Annotated in this window: 14 protein-coding genes; 5 read left to right on the top strand and 9 right to left on the bottom strand. The window is 45.9% G+C overall.

Annotated features, from left to right (window positions below; all coding sequences use genetic code 11):
• Position 1: 1 nt before the first annotated feature.
• The gene (locus ACLD71_RS04120; protein WP_411993148.1) at positions 2–1,129 is read right to left on the bottom strand and encodes a D-alanine--D-alanine ligase; all 1,128 of its coding nucleotides are present in this window, start codon (positions 1,127–1,129) and stop codon (positions 2–4) included.
• A gap of 184 nt (positions 1,130–1,313) precedes the next feature.
• Between ACLD71_RS04120 and ACLD71_RS04115 the strand changes: the two genes are divergently transcribed.
• From ACLD71_RS04115 to ACLD71_RS04095, 5 genes are all read left to right on the top strand, one after another.
• Complete coding sequence (locus tag ACLD71_RS04115) at positions 1,314–2,759, top strand: ATP-binding cassette domain-containing protein (RefSeq protein ID WP_411993147.1); 1,446 nt, start codon at positions 1,314–1,316, stop codon at positions 2,757–2,759.
• A gap of 46 nt (positions 2,760–2,805) precedes the next feature.
• The gene (locus tag ACLD71_RS04110) at positions 2,806–3,177 is read left to right on the top strand and encodes a DUF805 domain-containing protein (RefSeq protein ID WP_137674116.1); all 372 of its coding nucleotides are present in this window, start codon (positions 2,806–2,808) and stop codon (positions 3,175–3,177) included.
• Positions 3,178–3,196: 19 nt separating this feature from the next.
• Positions 3,197–4,003, top strand: a complete 807-nt coding sequence (locus ACLD71_RS04105; protein ID WP_137674115.1) for a CLCA_X family protein — start codon at positions 3,197–3,199, stop codon at positions 4,001–4,003.
• A gap of 248 nt (positions 4,004–4,251) precedes the next feature.
• Complete coding sequence (locus ACLD71_RS04100) at positions 4,252–5,292, top strand: extracellular solute-binding protein (protein WP_411993145.1); 1,041 nt, start codon at positions 4,252–4,254, stop codon at positions 5,290–5,292.
• Positions 5,289–7,007 (top strand): GGDEF domain-containing protein, encoded by a 1,719-nt coding sequence (locus ACLD71_RS04095; RefSeq protein WP_137674113.1) that lies wholly within the window; start codon positions 5,289–5,291, stop codon positions 7,005–7,007. The genes ACLD71_RS04100 and ACLD71_RS04095 overlap by 4 nt, the downstream gene beginning before the upstream one ends.
• A gap of 312 nt (positions 7,008–7,319) precedes the next feature.
• On the opposite strand, the gene ACLD71_RS04090 is transcribed toward ACLD71_RS04095, so the two are convergent.
• The 8 genes from ACLD71_RS04090 to ACLD71_RS04055 form a co-directional block, all read right to left on the bottom strand.
• Positions 7,320–8,498, bottom strand: a complete 1,179-nt coding sequence (locus ACLD71_RS04090) for a sugar ABC transporter permease (RefSeq protein WP_137674112.1) — start codon at positions 8,496–8,498, stop codon at positions 7,320–7,322.
• A 4-nt stretch (positions 8,499–8,502) separates the two neighbouring features.
• Positions 8,503–10,026, bottom strand: a complete 1,524-nt coding sequence (locus ACLD71_RS04085; RefSeq protein ID WP_411993143.1) for a xylose ABC transporter ATP-binding protein — start codon at positions 10,024–10,026, stop codon at positions 8,503–8,505.
• A gap of 73 nt (positions 10,027–10,099) precedes the next feature.
• Complete coding sequence (gene xylF / locus ACLD71_RS04080) at positions 10,100–11,092, bottom strand: D-xylose ABC transporter substrate-binding protein (RefSeq protein WP_137674110.1); 993 nt, start codon at positions 11,090–11,092, stop codon at positions 10,100–10,102.
• Positions 11,093–11,518: 426 nt separating this feature from the next.
• Positions 11,519–12,439 carry an o-succinylbenzoate synthase gene (menC, locus tag ACLD71_RS04075; RefSeq protein ID WP_411993141.1) on the bottom strand — a complete coding sequence of 307 codons (921 nt, stop codon included), beginning with the start codon at positions 12,437–12,439 and terminating at the stop codon, positions 11,519–11,521.
• A gap of 99 nt (positions 12,440–12,538) precedes the next feature.
• Positions 12,539–13,384 (bottom strand): 1,4-dihydroxy-2-naphthoyl-CoA synthase, encoded by an 846-nt coding sequence (menB, locus tag ACLD71_RS04070; RefSeq protein ID WP_303511428.1) that lies wholly within the window; start codon positions 13,382–13,384, stop codon positions 12,539–12,541.
• Positions 13,377–14,171, bottom strand: a complete 795-nt coding sequence (gene menH / locus ACLD71_RS04065; protein WP_411993139.1) for a 2-succinyl-6-hydroxy-2,4-cyclohexadiene-1-carboxylate synthase — start codon at positions 14,169–14,171, stop codon at positions 13,377–13,379. The genes menB and menH overlap by 8 nt, the downstream gene beginning before the upstream one ends.
• Positions 14,161–15,915, bottom strand: coding sequence for a 2-succinyl-5-enolpyruvyl-6-hydroxy-3-cyclohexene-1-carboxylic-acid synthase (gene menD, locus ACLD71_RS04060; protein WP_411993138.1), 1,755 nt, complete (start codon positions 15,913–15,915; stop codon positions 14,161–14,163). Before menD ends, menH begins: the two co-directional genes overlap by 11 nt.
• The gene (locus tag ACLD71_RS04055) at positions 15,899–17,230 is read right to left on the bottom strand and encodes an isochorismate synthase MenF (RefSeq protein WP_411993136.1); all 1,332 of its coding nucleotides are present in this window, start codon (positions 17,228–17,230) and stop codon (positions 15,899–15,901) included. The genes menD and ACLD71_RS04055 overlap by 17 nt, the downstream gene beginning before the upstream one ends.
• Positions 17,231–17,286: the final 56 nt, after the last annotated feature.

The following is a 17,286-nucleotide window of genomic DNA, read 5'->3' as shown; positions in this document are numbered from 1 at the left end:
CTTAATCCGTTTCTGGATAACAGGCGGTGAGCTCACGTTCGTGTTTCCAGCGTACTAGCAGCTCTTTAAACTTGGGTGGTTGATAGCCGCGCTTGCGGTTAGCAGCACCAAGTTCAAATAGCGTTTTATATTGAAATAACAAAGAGCGCATGGCCTCGAGAAAAGGGGTTTTTCTATCCCAAATGTGTAAGGACTCTGAGCTGGCACTGTTTATTTCAACAATCTCTAGGTTCTTTCCTTGCTGTAGGTGGTCAATGTCGGCAAATTTAATGTCCATACGTCCGTAATAAAACTCTGGCAAATCAGCCATCATTTGATTAACTGCGTTGTTTAGCTCTGGGGTAATTAAGGCGTTGGCATCTCTAAAAATAGCGCCGCGGCAATGGCTGGCAGCAAACACCAATTTATAGGGGCTGCCCTCTTCAATAACCTGTTCAAGCTTGTCTTGATGACGACTTAAATATAAGTGCTGTAATTCACTGGCGCGGGGATCGGCTTGAATCAATTGTTTGAGGGTGGAATTGCCGTCACCTACTACATAAGGTGTGTATTTAAGTGCCAGCGAAATGATTTCGCCTTCAGGTTTATCGGGGTGGCGAACAAAAAATACCCCTGCTTCAGCTTCATAAGTGGCCAATTTCTGCAGCATTAACGCTGAATTAATCGGGTAGTTATCTAAACAATCTCGCAGCTGCTGCTGGTTATGTAGCAGTTTTACGCCTGCACCACGACAGCCAATATCTGGTTTACCCACCAGCGGAAATGCCAACCCGCGCTGCTGCATTTGCTGCTGTAAATCTTCTACTTGATGTTCTATTGGCGCGCCAGTGCGGTTTACTTTCATCCAAGATAATACCGCGGCATCACAGTGGCCGGTGGCTTGAGCTAATAGTTCACTTTTGCCAACTCCTACCATACCTGCCAGAGGCAGTTTAGGGTTGGCTAACAAGGGAAGGGTAAACGATCGGTGGCGTAAACCTAATACTAGCCATTGCAGCACAACCGGAATATAAACAGCCCAAGTAGGCCAAAATTCAAAAAAAGAAGTGGTTTTACCGTTCATATCTAGCGCGGGCATGCCCGGCGATACGTAGGGTCTAGAAGACTGGTTGTTTAATTGTTCGGTCACAGTGTCGGCACTTCCTGTTGCATGTTATCTGTCTTATCAGACCTGCGTAAGCTGATAAATAATTCAAACTCCGTTAGATTTAGTCTAGTTCAGCTCAATGATTAACCCAATACGGTGTATTAATCCTTCAGTCTAAGCGAAGATAGTTACGATTAAATGTAAGACTTTAGGATAGGCAGGCGAAATGATCGTTGAAGATTTACTGTTGGTGGTAGGTGAGCGACAGTTAAACATAAAGCATTGGGAATTAGCCGTAGGTCAGCATTGGGCTATTTTTGGCCATAGCGGCAGTGGTAAATCTTTGTTTGGTGCCTGGTTAAATGGTGAGTTAAGCGCAGAGCGAGGCGAGTGCCAAGGCCGACCAGAGCGAGTAGCGCTGGTATCCTTAGAGCTACAGCAAGCGTTGCTAGAAAATGAATTGGCAGAAGATGACAGCGACTTTAGCGATGAAAGTGATGCTGGCCACAGTGTGGTCGAGCTATTAGCAATAAGCGGCAGCGATTCGCAAAAGATAAGTGAAGTGCTTGAGCAATGCGACTTAAGCCACTTGCTTGAACGCGGTTTTAGAATGTTGTCTACCGGTGAAACTCGCCGCTTAATGCTAGCGCGTGCCTTGTTAACCGATCCTCAGTTATTGATCCTTGATGAACCCTTTGCAGGGCTAGATATTGCTCATCAGCAACGCTTATTGCAGCTGCTAGAGGTGTTATCCAAGTACTGCCAACTGGTGATTATTACCTCGCGAGACGAAGAGTTGCCAGCGGCGATTAGCCATGTAGCGGTGTTAGATGAGGAGGGTTTAAGCCAACAACTCACCATTGAGCAGTGGCAGGAGCATCCAGAACGGAAAATGTTGGAGAGATTGGCCGCGAAGCAGTCAATGGCAATAGTGGAAGCGCTGCGGCAACATCAGCAACAAGATATTCCAGAACCATTGTTTTGTATTACTCAAGGGAGTGTGAGTTACGCTGGCGAGACTATTTTTAGTGGTTTGGACTGGCAAATAAGCCGAGGCCAGCATTGGCAGGTACGAGGACCTAATGGCTGTGGTAAAAGCACGTTATTAAATCTGATCTTTGGTGACCACCCACAGTGTTACAGTAATCACATTCAGGTCTTGGGTTACCAGCGTGGCTCTGGCGAGAGCATTTGGCAGGTTAAGCAGCGTATTGGCATGGTATCAGCAGCGCTGCATTTACAATACCGAGTTAACTGTAGCGCCATAGAGGTGGTGTTATCTGGGCTTTATGACTCTATTGGCATCTATCAAAAAACCAGTGAATTAGAGCTGGCTCAAGCCCGGTTATGGCTGCAACTTTTTGGTATGCAAGCGCTAGAGAAACAGTATTTCAAATCTTTATCCTATGGTCAGCAGCGTTTATTGATTATTGCACGAGCGATGATAAAAGCGCCTAGTTTGCTGTTGTTAGATGAACCCTGCCAAGGCTTAGACTTTTTGCATCGCAGCACGGTGATTAATGCTCTAGAATTAGTGGCTAAAAATACCCTGAGTCACTTAGTGTATGTGACTCATCATCAAGAGGATGCGCTACCCAGCATTAAGCACTTTGTAGATTTTGATGATGGCGCAGTGCGGGTTAGTTCAACCACCAGAGAGCTTACTCAATAACACTGAGTGCCTAGCAAGTTTTAACCGTTTATATAGAGGCAGATTTATGCAGTGGTACATTGGCGTACTTAAGCAATATTTGGTTTTTTCAGGCCGTTCTCGTCGCAAAGAATATTGGATGTTTGTGCTTATTAACAGCATTGTGAGCGTGTTACTGAGTGTTGTTGACCAAGCTATTGGCTCGGTGAACGTAGAATCTGGAATGGGCATATTAGGCAGTATTTATGGTATTGCGGTGTTGCTACCTTCTATTGGCGTTGCGATGCGTCGTTTACACGATACTGGTCGTACAGGGTGGTGGTTATGGATAGTGTTAGTGCCAATCATTGGAGTACTGGTGTTGTTGTACTTCTTTTGTTCAGACAGCCAATCTGAGAGCAACCAGTACGGTGCTAACCCCAAATTGACTCACGCTTAATGCAAGCACGTGCTTACTGATGTCTTTGAATGACAACAAAGGTACCGGCTTACAGCGTGAATACTATCGTCGTGGCCCAGATTATCGGCATGGGGATGAAGTGGATTTTGCCGATGTAAAACACACTTTTGGCTTTGCTGGGTTAGCGATTGGCGCGTGGGTGACCAAAGCAGAAAAGCAGCGCGCGGCCAGTTTAGTATTTGATGCCTTGGCAGATTTAGCATTTTTGTTAAATTTGCCGCCTAAGGCCTTGGGCTTGCGCAATAGCCTAAATTTAGCTTTTGGCACTGGCGGCCAGCGTAATGTGCAAGCGCATTATGCTCCGGGTAGCCAAACCTTAGCCCTTGCAAAAAATGCTGGAGCAGGGGCTTTGGCTCATGAGTGGTGGCACGCTTTTGATCATTACATGGCCGATAAACTGTTTATTAGCGCAGCCAGGCCCAACGAGTTTGCCGCAACCCGCTGGTTAGTTGACGATCCACAGCGCCGGCATCCCCTTAATCAGCGTTTAAGTCAGTTGTTTAAGGTGGTGTTGTTAAGTCATGAAGGAACTGACTTACATCCTTATGTAGCGCGCTCTGTCGCTTTAGACAAGAAACGCGGGCTGCATTACTTTAGTTTACCTACCGAAATGATGGCACGTGCTTTTGAGGCGTGGGTGCAAAGCCGAGACGAGCTAAAAAATAGCTATTTAGTTAATGGTACCAAGCAAACTGATTTAGCGAAGGCTGGTGGATACCCAGACGCTGCACATCTAAGCCTGATAGGCGAGGCAATGGTTGATTACTTTACGCTATTAGGTCAAGCGTTGAACTCGCAAAGTTGAAGCAGAAAACTTGAAAAATAACTATTGGATTGGCAGTATTTGACCGAGTAGTTAAGTGTTGAGTTCATCAACTATCTACAGCGCTAAACGCAGTGAATTAGCCCTCCAAAGTGGTTCACGATATTTTGACTTAGGTTTAACTTTTGGTTCACTATTTTGTTTGAGATCGTATACTTAACGGTCACTCCATTAGCTTAGTAGCAAGAAGCTCATTAGCTAGCAGCTCAACGTACGTTAGGGAACAGGGAATGTTGCGAGTTTTATCTACCTTGGGTTTATGGTTCAGTTTAATTAGCCTACCGGTTGCGGCAGAACAAGTTGATTTGCGAGTACTGGCATGGCCGGGTTATGCCGACGCAGACATGGTTGCTGCCTTTGAAAAACGCCACAAAGTAAAAGTTAAGGTGAGTTACATCACCAATGATGATGAAATGTGGCTGAGAATGGGCAATAAACAAGGTGCTGATTACGACGTTTTTGCGGTAAATACCGCCGAACTACAACGTTATATTGATGCTAATTTGGCTGTGGCTATCGAGCCAAGCAGTATTGATAACGTCACCAAGCAACTCCCTCGCTTTAGTCGTTTAAGTGACATCCCCGGAGCAACACGTGGTGATAAAGTTTATGCCATTCCTTATACCTATTCTGAAATGGGCTTGATTTATAATCGAAATTACTTCGATACACCGCCAGAGTCTTGGCAGGTATTATGGGATCCGCAATATCAAGGAAAGGTGTTAGCTTATAATGGCAGCGCACATAACTATTCCTTAGCAGGTCTGGTTGCCGGTGTTAGCAATCCTTTTCAGCAAACCAATCAAGAGTTTACGTCCAGTACCGAGCGTTTATTAGCATTGCGTCGTAATGCTCTCACCTTTTATAGCTCACCAGAAGAAGCGCTCGATTACTTTAGCCAAGAATCTGTGGCACTCGTGTTTGCCAACTACGGCGCTCAACAGCTCAAAAAGCTGCAAGATTCAGGCGCAGACATTGGTTACACCATTCCTAAAGAGGGCGCTTTAGCTTGGTTAGACTGCTGGGCATTGTCGAATGGTGTACAAAACCGAGATTTAGCCCATCAGTGGATTAATTTTACCCTAGAGCCTTGGGTGAGTGAGTTGCTTACCGAGCGCCAAGGTTTAGCCAATACCATTGTGCAAGATACTCGCAGTGTGGCTGAAGATAAGATTATTTGGCTAGAGCAAGTAGAGGATAACCAGCGTAGAACTGATTATTGGGAAAATATTTTAAGTGGTAAAACCTTACAAACAATGGCGCTACCATGATCAACTCAATTTCGCTGCGTTTTGGTTTATGGTTTGCGATGTTTGGTATTTTGGCTTCGGTGGTCACCGCTACCGTTAGTTACCATGAAAGCAGAGAACTATTGGCTGAAAGCGCTGAGCGTGAACTTGCTACGACTACCCATATTCTCTCGCGTGAGTTTAATCACAGCATTAACGAGATCGCCAAAGATGTACTATTTCTGGCTTCAATTCCACAAACTGCCGGATACTTTCAATCTTCAAACAAACCGCTGCTGGCGAAGCAACTAACCGATATCTTTAAACAAAAACTCAAACTTAATAACTCCTACTTTCAACTTCGTTTTATTGGTGCTGACAATTTTGGACAAGAGCTGATTAGGGTGGATCGCTTAAGTGATGGCTTAATTGCCATTGAAACAGAACAGCTAGAAGAAAAAGCCCACTACCCTTATGTGTTTCGCACCCTTCGTTTAGGTGACGGAGACAGCTATTTGTCTGACGTTGATATTCATAACGAAAAAGGCGTTGAGCTTGGTCAGCATCAGCCAACCTTAAAAGTGGCATCGCCGGTATTTAGTGGCGGTAAAGCTCTTGGCTTAGTGGTAGTGAATGTAGGTTTAGAAAATCTCTTTAGTTTGCTGCAAGCCGATTTACCTTCTGGAGTCGAAATCTATTTAGCGAACCAGAAGGGCGATTATCTGGTTAATCCCAATCCCGACAAGCAGTTTGGTTTTCACTATGGCCATCGTTATTTGATGCAGCGTGATTTCCCTCAAATGGAAGCGTTGTTTAGTGATTTTCAGCCGCGTACTTTTGTTTTGGACCCATCTGCTGCGATTAGGTACGAGCGAGCTGTATCGTTTACTCCTTTGTTTTACGGTCCTGCTTCTAGTCAAAAATTAGCGGTTTTAGCTTTGGTAAGCCCTTTGCCTACCTTGAGCAATATTATCGATTCATTGGCCGGCTCAATGATTAAGGTGTGTTTAGCCCTAAGTTTATTGGGTTTGCTGACTTCATTACTCTTCGCCAAGGTATTGTCTCAGCCCATTCGTAATATGGTGGTGGCTGTTAAGGCATTTTCCACGGGGAATTTGCCTGCTAAAAGGTTGCTGCCTAGCCAGCGTAAAGACGAAATAGGGTTACTTGCCACAACTTTTGGGGCAATGTCGCAGCAAATTAATAAACAAATTGAAGAGCTAAAGCGCAATGAGGTGAACCTGCGGCACATGGCTAGCCACGATAGCTTAACGGGCTTGCCCAATCGTGGTTTGTTTTTGGAGCAGTTAAAAATCTCGATTAATCGTGCTCAGCGCAAACAAAGTGGCCTAGCCGTGGTGTTTATCGATTTAGACAACTTCAAACAAGTTAACGACAATCTCGGTCATGAAGCTGGCGATCATCTGCTACAAGAAGTGGCAAAGGTATTACGAGATGTGGTGCGCGCTGAAGATGCGGTCGCCCGCTTTGCCGGCGACGAGTTTATGTTAGCGTTGGAGTCTATCGACGAAGACGAAGCCTCTGAAGTGGTAGACACCGTATTACGCCGTTTAGCCCAGGAAGTGAGCTTAGGTGTACATATTCAACCGGTGTATGCCAGCGTGGGAATTAGTCTTTACCCAGCTAACGGCACCGACCCTGAAATGCTGATTCGTAATGCAGATGCGGCGATGTATAAAGCCAAATCTAGCGGTCGAAATCAATATAGTTATTTTGATTTGGATCTTATTGGTTAGTTAACCTCAGCCACTTGAGTATGCTTGAATCATTATTGCTTTGCCCTTCACTCGGCCTAGAGTTGCGTTGCTCAAGCTTGGTATTACTCACCCCAAAAGCCACATTCTCCTGCGACATTCTGATTTATGGCCGAGTTTTCCCAATAGATAACAAACGCTGTTGCTGACACCCTATGAAAGGCGTTTATCGCTTGGCTTTGAGTAAAGTTGAAGGGGGAACTTAAGTGAAGTGTGTTGTTCTATTGCAGGCTAATTAATCGCTTAGCCAATACTAATGATGGAAAAGCCAGAGCGAGGCTCTGGCTTGTTATCTTATGCGCGTTTTTTACTGGCAACGTCCATCCATACAGCAAGCAGTAGAATACTGCCTTTAATAATAGACTGCCAATAGGTCGGCACGTCCATCATGCTCATGCCGTTGTCTAAGCTGGCCATAATAAATGCGCCCATTACCGCACCAAAAACAGTACCCACACCGCCCGCTAAACTGGTACCGCCAATTACACAGGCCGCGATAGCATCTAGCTCTGCAACCGTACCCGCAGATGGTGAACCAGCACCTAAGCGCGAGGCCAAAATAAGCCCGGCTACACCCACTAGCAAACCGTTAATGGCAAATACGCTTAGCTTGGTGCGTTCTACATTAATGCCCGATAAACGGCTAGCTTCTAAGTTACCACCAATGGCATAAATACGGCGTCCAAAAGCGGTCTTCTTAGCCATAAATGCGGCGATAAACATCAGTACCACTAATAACAATACCGGGGTGGGTACGCCGCGATAGTCATTAAGCAATAACACTGTACCCAGGGCAAAAATAGCGATTAAGCCAAACTTAAAGATATCACCACTTACTGGTGAGTTAGTCAGTTTGTGCTCGGTGCGATTTTTACGCAGCTTACCCTGCCAGGCAAAAAATACCGCGAGTGCGCCCACCGTGGTAATCATTGAGAACATATCAGGCAAATAACTTTGGCCAATAATGCCCATGTCGGCGGTGGTTGGCGCAACGGTGCTGCCGCCGGTAATTCCAATCAGTATTCCCCTAAAGGCGAGCAAGCCTGCTAGCGTCACAATGAATGAAGGAACTTTGCGGTAGGCCACCCACCAACCATTCCAAAGGCCTAGCAAAAAGCCTGCACCTAAGGTGAGAATAATGGTTAAAGGTAGCGGTAATTCCCACCACACATCCATAATGGCTGCTGCGCCGCCCAACAATCCCATCATTGAACCCACCGACAAATCGATTTCGGCGGAGATAATGACAAACACCATGCCAATTGCCAATATGCCGGTAATGGCGGTTTGGCGTAGTAAGTTTGAAATGTTACGTGGGGTTAAATAGCTGCCCTCTGTAGCGAAGTAAAAGAACAACATGATTACCGCAATAGCGCCAAACATCACCAATACTTGTAACTTCATTTTCTTTAAGTTGCTCATCAGGCTTCCCTTAGCTTCGGTACTGGTGATGGTAGTTTCTTGACTCGACATTTGCTTACTCCTCGGCCAATGCACAGTCCATCACCATTTCTTGGCTCAGGTCTTGATTGTCTAATAGGCCTTTTAGTTTTCCTTCGTGCATCACTAATACGCGGTCACTAATGCCCAGTACTTCAGGCAATTCAGATGACACCATAATGATGCTAATCCCTTGTTTAACCAGCTGGTACATCAGCTTATAAATCTCATACTTTGCGCCTACGTCGATGCCGCGAGTGGGCTCATCGAGGATCAAAATGCGCGGCTCTAACAACAAAAACTTAGCTAAAATGGCTTTTTGTTGGTTACCGCCGCTGAGGCTTTTAATGGCTAATTCAGGTGAAGCTGTTTTTACTTTTAAGCGTTGGATTGATTGGTTTATAGAGGCATGTTCAGCCGATTCATTCACCGTTTGACCTAGGCCGCTAAACATATTCAAACCGGCTAAGGTGATATTCTGGCCAACCCCCATAATAGGGATAATACCGTGACGTTTTCGGTCTTCCGGCACCATGGCAATACCGTGGTTTAGCGCATCGCGGTTATGGCGAATTTTAATCGGTTTACCATCTAACTCTACCGGACATTTATAGATGCCTTCGTAAGAGCCAAATAAACACTGCATTAACTCGGTACGTCCAGAACCTACCAAACCAGCAACACCCAAAATTTCGCCTTTGTGTAAGCTAAAGCTGACATTATCGACTTGTTTTAAGTTGGCGCTTTTGCTGAGTTGGGCGTTTACCGGCCCCACTTTCAAAATAACCTCGCCAATGGGGTGTTCTTCACGCGGGAACAATTGTTTAAGTTCGCGGCCTACCATCATGCTAATAATGTCGTCGGTACTCATACGTTCGGCATCTTGAGTGCCAATGTGTTCGCCATCGCGAATAATACAAATCCGATCGGAAATTTCTTTCACTTCGGTGAGCTTATGAGAGATGTAAACACAGCTAACGCCCTCGCTGCGCAGCTGTTTTACAATATCTAACAGGACTCGAGTTTCTGATTCAGTTAACGGTGCGCTGGGTTCATCTAGTACCAACACTTCGGCGTTTTTAGATAAGGCTTTAGCAATTTCAACCAATTGCTGCTGGCCAACACCTAACTCTCGAATCACGGTATCGGGTGACACATCTAGCTTGACTCGGTTCAACAGCTCTTCTGTTTGTTTAAACATCGCACTGTGATCTAACACGCCATAGTGAGTGATTTCAGCACCCAGGAAAATATTCTCAAGTATCGACAGCTCTTTCACCAAGGTGAGTTCTTGGTGAATAATTGCGATGCCTTTTGCTTCGCTGTCTCTAATGCTATGCGAAACCAGTGGCTCGCCTTTGTAAATAATTTGTCCTTCGTAACTACCATGGGGGTGAACGCCAGTAAGTACCTTCATTAAGGTGGATTTACCAGAACCATTCTCGCCGCAAAGTGACACCACTTCACCGCGTTCTAAATTGAAATTAACCCCATTTAGCGCAATCACTCCGGAGAATTTTTTAACGATGTCAGACATCATCAATAAGCTACTTTGGCTCATCTTTAACTCCTAATAAAAAGGGCGGGGCGTTGGCCCCACCCTTTTTTACTGCATAGTGAATAGTGCTGCGTTTTTATTGGTAAACGTCGGCTTTAGTGTGGAAACCGTCGGCAATTACCGTTTGGTCGATGTTAGATTTATCCACTGGAATCGGTGTAAGTAAGAATGAAGGAACGTCTTTAGTGCCATTGTTTAAGCTTGAGTTAGCTTCTGGCATTTGGCCGTTACCCATTTGTACAGCAAGTTCAGCGGCGGTAGTTGCCAGTAGTTTAATTGGCTTGTAGATCGTCATGGTTTGAGTACCCGCTACTACGCGGCGGCTCGCAGCCAAATCAGCATCCTGACCCGATATATATACTTTACCTGCTAGACCTTGTGCGTCTAATGCTTGAATTGCACCGCCAGCGGTAGAGTCATTAGAGGCAACCACTACATCAATGTTGTTGTCGTTAGCGGTTAAGGCGTTTTCCATAATTTTTAGTGCGTTTTCAGCTAACCAGCCATCAACCCATTGATCGCCCACTACTTTGATGTCGCCTTTGTCGATAAGCGGCTGCAGTACGTTCATTTGACCTTGGCGGAAAAGTTTGGCGTTGTTGTCAACCGGTGAGCCGCCCATCAAGAAAAAGTTACCGTCAGCTTTATGCTTAATCAGCGCTTCGGCTTGTAGCTCACCCACTTTCTCGTTATCAAATGATAGGTAGAAGTCGATATCAGCATTGTTAATTAAACGGTCGTAGGCAAGTACTTGAATACCCTCAGATTTGGCTTCAGCAATCACGTTAGACAATACTTTGCCGTTGTAAGGAATAATCACTAGTACGTCTACACCACGAGAGATCATGTTTTCAATCTGTGAAATCTGGGCGGTTTCATTGCTATTGGAAGATTGTACAAATACTTTGGCACCGAGCGATTCGGCTTTTTCGACAAAAAAGTCTCTATCTTTTTGCCAGCGTTCAAGGCGAAGGTCATCGATGGCCATACCAATTTTAACGGTTTTGGCAAAAACGGGGGCGGAAACTGCTAATGCGACTGCGCACAATAGTGTGGTCAGTTTTTTCATGTTTTGGCTCCTTGCTATATAGCTTGTTTTATAATGTTTTAGCTAATTTTAGGTTGAAGAGGTAATCCCAATTACTCATTCCTCGACAACCAGACTAGGCGCTTAATCCTTGAGCACCAATGACGCTTTTTTGTACGGCTATAATGAATATTCACTTACTGCACTACTATGTGACATGCCTCTAGAAAACGTTTTCCTGTTTTTGTGGAATGTTAAATTTTCTTTAAAGTTGGCATCATAGTTGAGTCACACTTTTATGGCTTATTGAGTTTTTTAGCACTTTAAACAATAACACTTTCAGCGGATGTTTCTCTTTTTGTATATTTAATTTATTGAAAATAAAGATAAAAGTGTGACAAGCCTTAAACGACTCGGGTGATCTCTATTAGAGGTTTTTTTGATGTCTCGGCAAAGTTAACAGCTTGTTTACAGTTTATGCTGAAATGTTTCCAGTACTTCGATGTTGGCTGTTTGCTCGCTAAAAGTTTTTAGGGTATCCAAACCTGGTGCCTGGTCTGGGGTGTATTGTTTGGCCATGGTGTTTATCCATTGCAAACCAAATTCACTTTCGTAAGCTGAGCTTAATACACAACTTACTTGGTCTGCATGAGCTTGCTCGACCAAATTAGCGCAGACTCGCCAAGGTCCTAGTAAGCTGGGTTTTATCACCAAGCAACGTAAACCCTCAAAGTAGTGATAACGGTAACTGCTGTCTTGTAAGGTTTCGTCTAAGCCAATACTTGCGCCAGTACGTTGAGCTAGCAGCGCGCATTGTTGGCTATTCATTAAGGGTTCTTCAATATAATCAATGCGGCTTAAGTCAATGTTTTCTAGCACGTATATCGCTTGGTTCCAGATCCAGCCTCTATTGGCATCTAGGCGTAAGCGTAACTCAGGGTCGTGCTCTAGCAATTGATTAATGAGTGCTACGTCTTGTTTGGGAGATTGGCGGGCCACTTTGAGTTTTGCCTGCTTAGTGTTATCCAAGGACAGTATTTGTTGGCAATGCGCAAAATCACCATTGAGCAAGGGATAACCGGAGACGATTGGCGAACTGGGGGGAAAGCCTGCCATGGCGCAATCCATCCCAAAAGCGACACTCGGGTAGAGTTTACGCTGAGCGTGTCCTTGCAGGTAATCACGAATTTGCTGCTCGGCTTGTTCTAGTGTTTCGTCACTAAAACCAGGCAGTGGGGCTATTTCGCCGCGACCTACTCGACCATCGGTGAAGTGAAGTTCTAGGTATAAACCATGGCGATGAGTAATTTGCAGCGGACCAAATTGCAGTGGTGTATGCAACGCTTGAGTATAGCGACTAAGAGTGGCGCTTTGCCAATTACAGAGCATGCCGAGTCCTCACAAATTTTACCAAGGGTAAGCAAAAATCGTTACCCTTCAAACTTATCATTTCTCGGCTACTTTCCGCAATAACAATTGCTTTTGTTATTAAGGGTTACGTTTAAATTTACTGAATTCTGGTGGGCGTTTCTCATTAAAGGCGTTGCGGCCTTCTTGACCTTCTTCCGTCATATAAAACAGCATAGTGGCATTACCAGCCAGTTCTTGTAGCCCGGCTTGGCCATCACAGTCTGCGTTTAAGGCAGCTTTTAAGCAACGCAGCGCCATAGGACTGTTTTGTAGCATTTCTCGACACCACTGTACGGTTTCTTTTTCTAGTTCGGCGTAAGGCACAACGGTATTCACGAGGCCCATATCTAAGGCTTCTTGAGCGTCATACATACGGCATAAGAACCAAATTTCACGGGCTTTCTTTTGGCCTACAATGCGTGCCATGTAACTCGCGCCCCAACCACCATCAAACGAGCCCACTTTAGGCCCGGTTTGACCAAACTTGGCGTTGTCTGCGGCAATGGTTAAATCACAGATCATATGCAGTACATGGCCACCACCTACTGCGTAACCGGCCACCATGGCAACCACAGGTTTAGGGCAAGTACGAATTTGTCGTTGAAAGTCTAATACGTTGAGGTGATGCGTGCCTTGGTCGTCTTGATAGCCGCCGTAATCTCCGCGCACTGACTGGTCGCCTCCTGAGCAAAACGCCAATTCGCCTTCACCCGTTAAAATAATCACTCCTACTTCTGGGTCGATGCGGGCATCATTTAAGGCGTGCATCATTTCTTGTACCGTTAAAGGGCGAAAGGCATTACGCACTTGTGGGCGGTTTATGGTGATTTTGGCGATGCCGCAGGCCGATTTATGGTAACGAATATCTTCATAACCGTTGTCGGCGTCTTGCCAGCTTACTGCTGTGCTATCAATCTTAGTCATTCTCTTCTCTATGGTTATTTAAGACACTGGACAGTTGCTGAAGAAACAGTGTCGGTTGTTCAAAATGGCAATTATGACCAGCCTTGTCGATGCTATGCCAACGTAGGCGAGGGTAATCTTGTTGTAGCTGTCGGGCTAGCAGTTGATACTTATTGTCTAGGCTACCGCCAATAAAATCTAGCGGCATTTTTAGCTGTCCCAGTTGCTTGCTTAAGTCGGCCTGTAAACCGATGCTGCAGGCGCGTAATGCGGCGGCGATGCCTTGGCGATCTTGCTGTTGCCGTTTTTGAATCAACTGCTGGCGCTGTTCTGCAGATAGGTTGGCAAATACAGTTTGTTGGTACCAATCGCTCAGCAGTTGGTTAATGGGATCTTTTAACCAACGATCGGCCCAGCGGTTGTCGTGCACTAAACGCTGCTGTCGCGCATCATCGTCGCTTAAGCCAGTATGAGCCGATTCTATAATCAGTGTTTGCAACCCTTTTGGTGCCAATAAAGCATGGTGCAGTGCCAAGCGACCACCTAAGCTATAGCCAATTAGCTGATACTGAGAGATTTTGAGTCGTTTTAGGCAAGCACTTAACTGGTGACTAAAGTCTTTAAACGCGCCCCGTGGTTTTAAGCGCTCGCTGGCACTCATACCGTGGCCGGGGATATCAATGGTCACGCAATAATAGTGTTCACTCAGTTCAGTAATCACTTTTTGCCAATCGCTGCCACAGCCCAAAAAACCGTGCAAAAACACCAAGCAAGGATGTTGGTTTTGGCCATAAACACTAAAGTGCATCTTTACTGGCAACCTCTGCTAATAATGCCTGATAACGAGTGCTGGCGTCTCCTGGTGCAAACTTAACTTCGATTAACCTTGCCCCAGAATTACGCTGTGCCTGCTGAAAGGCGTATTCAAATTGTTGGTTATTACAGACTTCAGTGTAGGGCAAATTAAAGCTAGCGGCGGCAGCGGCAAAATTAGTTTGGTGAGGCAATTGGTAAAACTCGCTAGCCAGTTGTTGATGTTTGGCTTCATCCACGCTGTCATCTAAGTTCGGCAGTAATCTGAATATCTCTCCGCCATCGTTATTAAACAGCACAATGGTTAAGCTACTTTTGCTACGACTGGCGAGTGCGAGCGAATTTAGGTCGTGTAATAGCGAGGTATCGCCAATCACCAGTGTTGTCGCTTTGCCTAGGCCTTCGGTAATTCCGGCGGTGGTGGCCACTAAACCATCAATGCCAGAGGTGCCGCGGTTAGCAAAGTAATGCTTGGCTTTAGAGGGCTGCCCCAGTAATTCAAACATTCGTACTATCATGCTGTTGCCCATAAAAAGGGCCGAGTCGCTGGCTTGTAAGGCGGATATTTGCGCACAAACCGATAACTCTGAATATTGGTTTTTAACTGTATTTACATCATGTTCAATGGCTTGCTGGGCAGTGCTCCACAGCGTCGTATAATCTGAATTATGCTTGCTAGCACTTGCTGGGTGAACTGCTAACCATGCTGTTGCCACGCATTGCCAGCGCTGCTGGGTGTGGTGACTTGGGTTGATACGCTGAGAGTGAGTTGCAATCACATAGTGTAATGCTGGTGATGCCGCTAGCCACTGGTTTAAACGCTTAGAGACCAACTTATCACCGAATTGAATAACTACTTCGGCTTGCGCCTGCTGGGCAAAATGTGGATTTGCTAATAGCAATTCTGCTTGGCTAATGACCTTTAGCGAAGTTGGGTCTGGTTTGGCGTGACTCTGCTGCCAATGGCTTTGGCAGTCTGCCACTATCGGCCAGCCAAGCTGTTGCGCCCAAGCAATGATGGCTTGGCTTTGCTCAAGGTTCTGTTGGCCAATCACCACCAGCACTTTTTGTTTGTTGGTTAGGGCGGGCCAGTCGTGAAGTTGATTCACCAAGGTTACGTTTAAGTGCTGCTGGTAAAAAGGCTGAGTGCCAGCCAACCAAGTATGCAAACCTGCTGCATGTTGGCGAAGATCTTGTTGTGCTTGTTGTGGGTAAAAAGGTTCACGATAGGGACAATTTAGATGCACTGGTCCAGCGTGTTGCTGCTGAATCGCTAATGCATGGCCTAGCTCGGTTAGCATAGCTTGCGGTAGATTACTGAGGTTTGGCTCGGCCAGTTGGGCTTGATAAACCGGATATTGAGCAAATATACCTTGTTGTTCAATGGCTTGATTTGCACCTACCGAGAGCAACTCATGTGGGCGATCAGCACTGAGAACCAATAAAGGAATCTCACTTTGTTTGGCTTCGATAACGGCGGGATATAAATTACCTACCGCGCTGCCCGAGGTGGTTATAACTGCCACCGTTTGTTGCGTGGCTTTTGCCAAACCGAGTGCGAAAAACCCGAGGCCGCGCTCGTCAAAATGGCAATGGCTTATTGCCTTTGGGTGATTAGCCACCGCGAGAGTTAAGGGGGTAGAACGTGAGCCCGGCGCGATGCAAAAATGGGTAATGCCGTGGCGGGTGCAATCTTCTATTAACCACTGAGCCCAAGCAATATTAATGTTCTGATTCAAGCAGAGCGTCCTCGTCGACTAGCTGCAATACCGTGGCGATTTTATGATTCAATTCTTGCCATTCCTGTTCGGCCTGAGAGCCAGCAACAATGCCCGCTCCAGCAAAAGTACTTAAATGTTGAGGGGTGACTAAAGCGCTGCGAATAGCGACAGAAAACTCGCTTTGAGCACCACTTAACCAACCTACCGCACCAGCATACCAGCCGCGAGCATATCCTTCATTTTTAAGTATATATTGTACCGCCGATGAACGAGGCAAACCGCCTACTGCTGGGGTTGGGTGCAGCGCTTGCAGTAAAGAGCGGTCATCTAGTGCCGGGCTTACTCTGGCTTGAATCCGCCTTTTTAAATGCTGAACCCTATCTAACTTTACCAGTTCTATTTGGTCTAGCGCTCGCACGTGTAAGCTCAACTCTTTAAGGCGACGGGTTAAGTCATCAACGACCAGCTGGTTTTCCAATTGATTTTTAGCATCGTCCAACAGCTGTTTGCCTAATTGCGTATCTTGTTCGGGGGTTATCCCGCGAGGTGCTGTGCCTGCCAGCGCCTCACTGACCAGTTGACTGCCTTCGCGTGAATACAATCGCTCGGGGCTGCAACCCAAAAAGCTACTAATGCCATCAAATTGAAATAAGAAGCTATAGCAGTTTTGTTCTTTTTGTTGCCACTGTTGTAGCAAGGCAAAGGCGTTGAGCTCGGCGTTGAGCTGAATATTGGTTTGCCGCGACAGCACTACCTTAGCGGTATGCTGCTGGAAGTCATCACTGGTGACTTGATCGACCAAACTTTGCCATTGGGTGCGGCTGGGCTGATCTTGGCGACTTAACGCTTTTAAACTCACTTGAGGCAAAGCTTGAATTGGTTTTAGCGCCAGAAACGCTTTTTCGATGCGTTGATATTCAAGCGCTGGCTGATGTTCAAAATTGGCATTGATAAATAAACGGGTGTATTCGCCGTCACAACGGATTTCGAAGCGCGGTAGAATAAAACGTCGATGCGGAAAGCCTGACCATTGAGCGCTTTGCCGAGCAAAGGCAATGCCACCATAAAAGCGTAATTGATTATTGCTGGGGTCGAGTTGATCGCAAACCGATTGCAGTTGCTCAAGATCTAAGATTGATTTGGCGGCGCCCACAAATGCAACTTGTTGTTTGTGTTTATTTTTCCAATAACCGCGAGTGGTGTGCTGTTGCTGATTGAGCCAAGCGAGTAAATCGAGTTTGGGCAGTTTTATGCAAACCTGCTGAAAACCCTGCTGAGGCACTTGCCTAAGCTGGTTAATCGCAATCTTAAATTGGCTAGCAGTGAGTCTCACCTTAACTATTCCTGCTCGAGAATACCGTTTCAATGTAGCTGTTTTTGTTACAACAT

It is taken from the genome of Agarivorans sp. DSG3-1, assembly GCF_046774965.1.
Lineage (GTDB): Bacteria > Pseudomonadota > Gammaproteobacteria > Enterobacterales > Celerinatantimonadaceae > Agarivorans.
The sequence above is the reverse complement of the archived record's forward strand: the minus strand, read 5'-3'. Positions and strand labels throughout refer to the sequence as shown.

Excerpts from the sequence above, each read along its gene's own strand:
- ACLD71_RS04115 (WP_411993147.1), top strand. The coding sequence starts at position 1,314 with ATGATCGTTGAAGATTTACTGTTGGTGGTAGGTGAGCGACAGTTAAAC.
- ACLD71_RS04110 (WP_137674116.1), top strand. The coding sequence starts at position 2,806 with ATGCAGTGGTACATTGGCGTACTTAAGCAATATTTGGTTTTTTCAGGC.
- ACLD71_RS04105 (WP_137674115.1), top strand. The coding sequence starts at position 3,197 with ATGTCTTTGAATGACAACAAAGGTACCGGCTTACAGCGTGAATACTAT.
- ACLD71_RS04100 (WP_411993145.1), top strand. The coding sequence starts at position 4,252 with ATGTTGCGAGTTTTATCTACCTTGGGTTTATGGTTCAGTTTAATTAGC.
- ACLD71_RS04095 (WP_137674113.1), top strand. The coding sequence starts at position 5,289 with ATGATCAACTCAATTTCGCTGCGTTTTGGTTTATGGTTTGCGATGTTT.
- ACLD71_RS04090 (WP_137674112.1), bottom strand. The coding sequence starts at position 8,498 with ATGTCGAGTCAAGAAACTACCATCACCAGTACCGAAGCTAAGGGAAGC.
- ACLD71_RS04085 (WP_411993143.1), bottom strand. The coding sequence starts at position 10,026 with ATGAGCCAAAGTAGCTTATTGATGATGTCTGACATCGTTAAAAAATTC.
- xylF (WP_137674110.1), bottom strand. The coding sequence starts at position 11,092 with ATGAAAAAACTGACCACACTATTGTGCGCAGTCGCATTAGCAGTTTCC.
- menC (WP_411993141.1), bottom strand. The coding sequence starts at position 12,439 with ATGCTCTGTAATTGGCAAAGCGCCACTCTTAGTCGCTATACTCAAGCG.
- menB (WP_303511428.1), bottom strand. The coding sequence starts at position 13,384 with ATGACTAAGATTGATAGCACAGCAGTAAGCTGGCAAGACGCCGACAAC.
- menH (WP_411993139.1), bottom strand. The coding sequence starts at position 14,171 with ATGCACTTTAGTGTTTATGGCCAAAACCAACATCCTTGCTTGGTGTTT.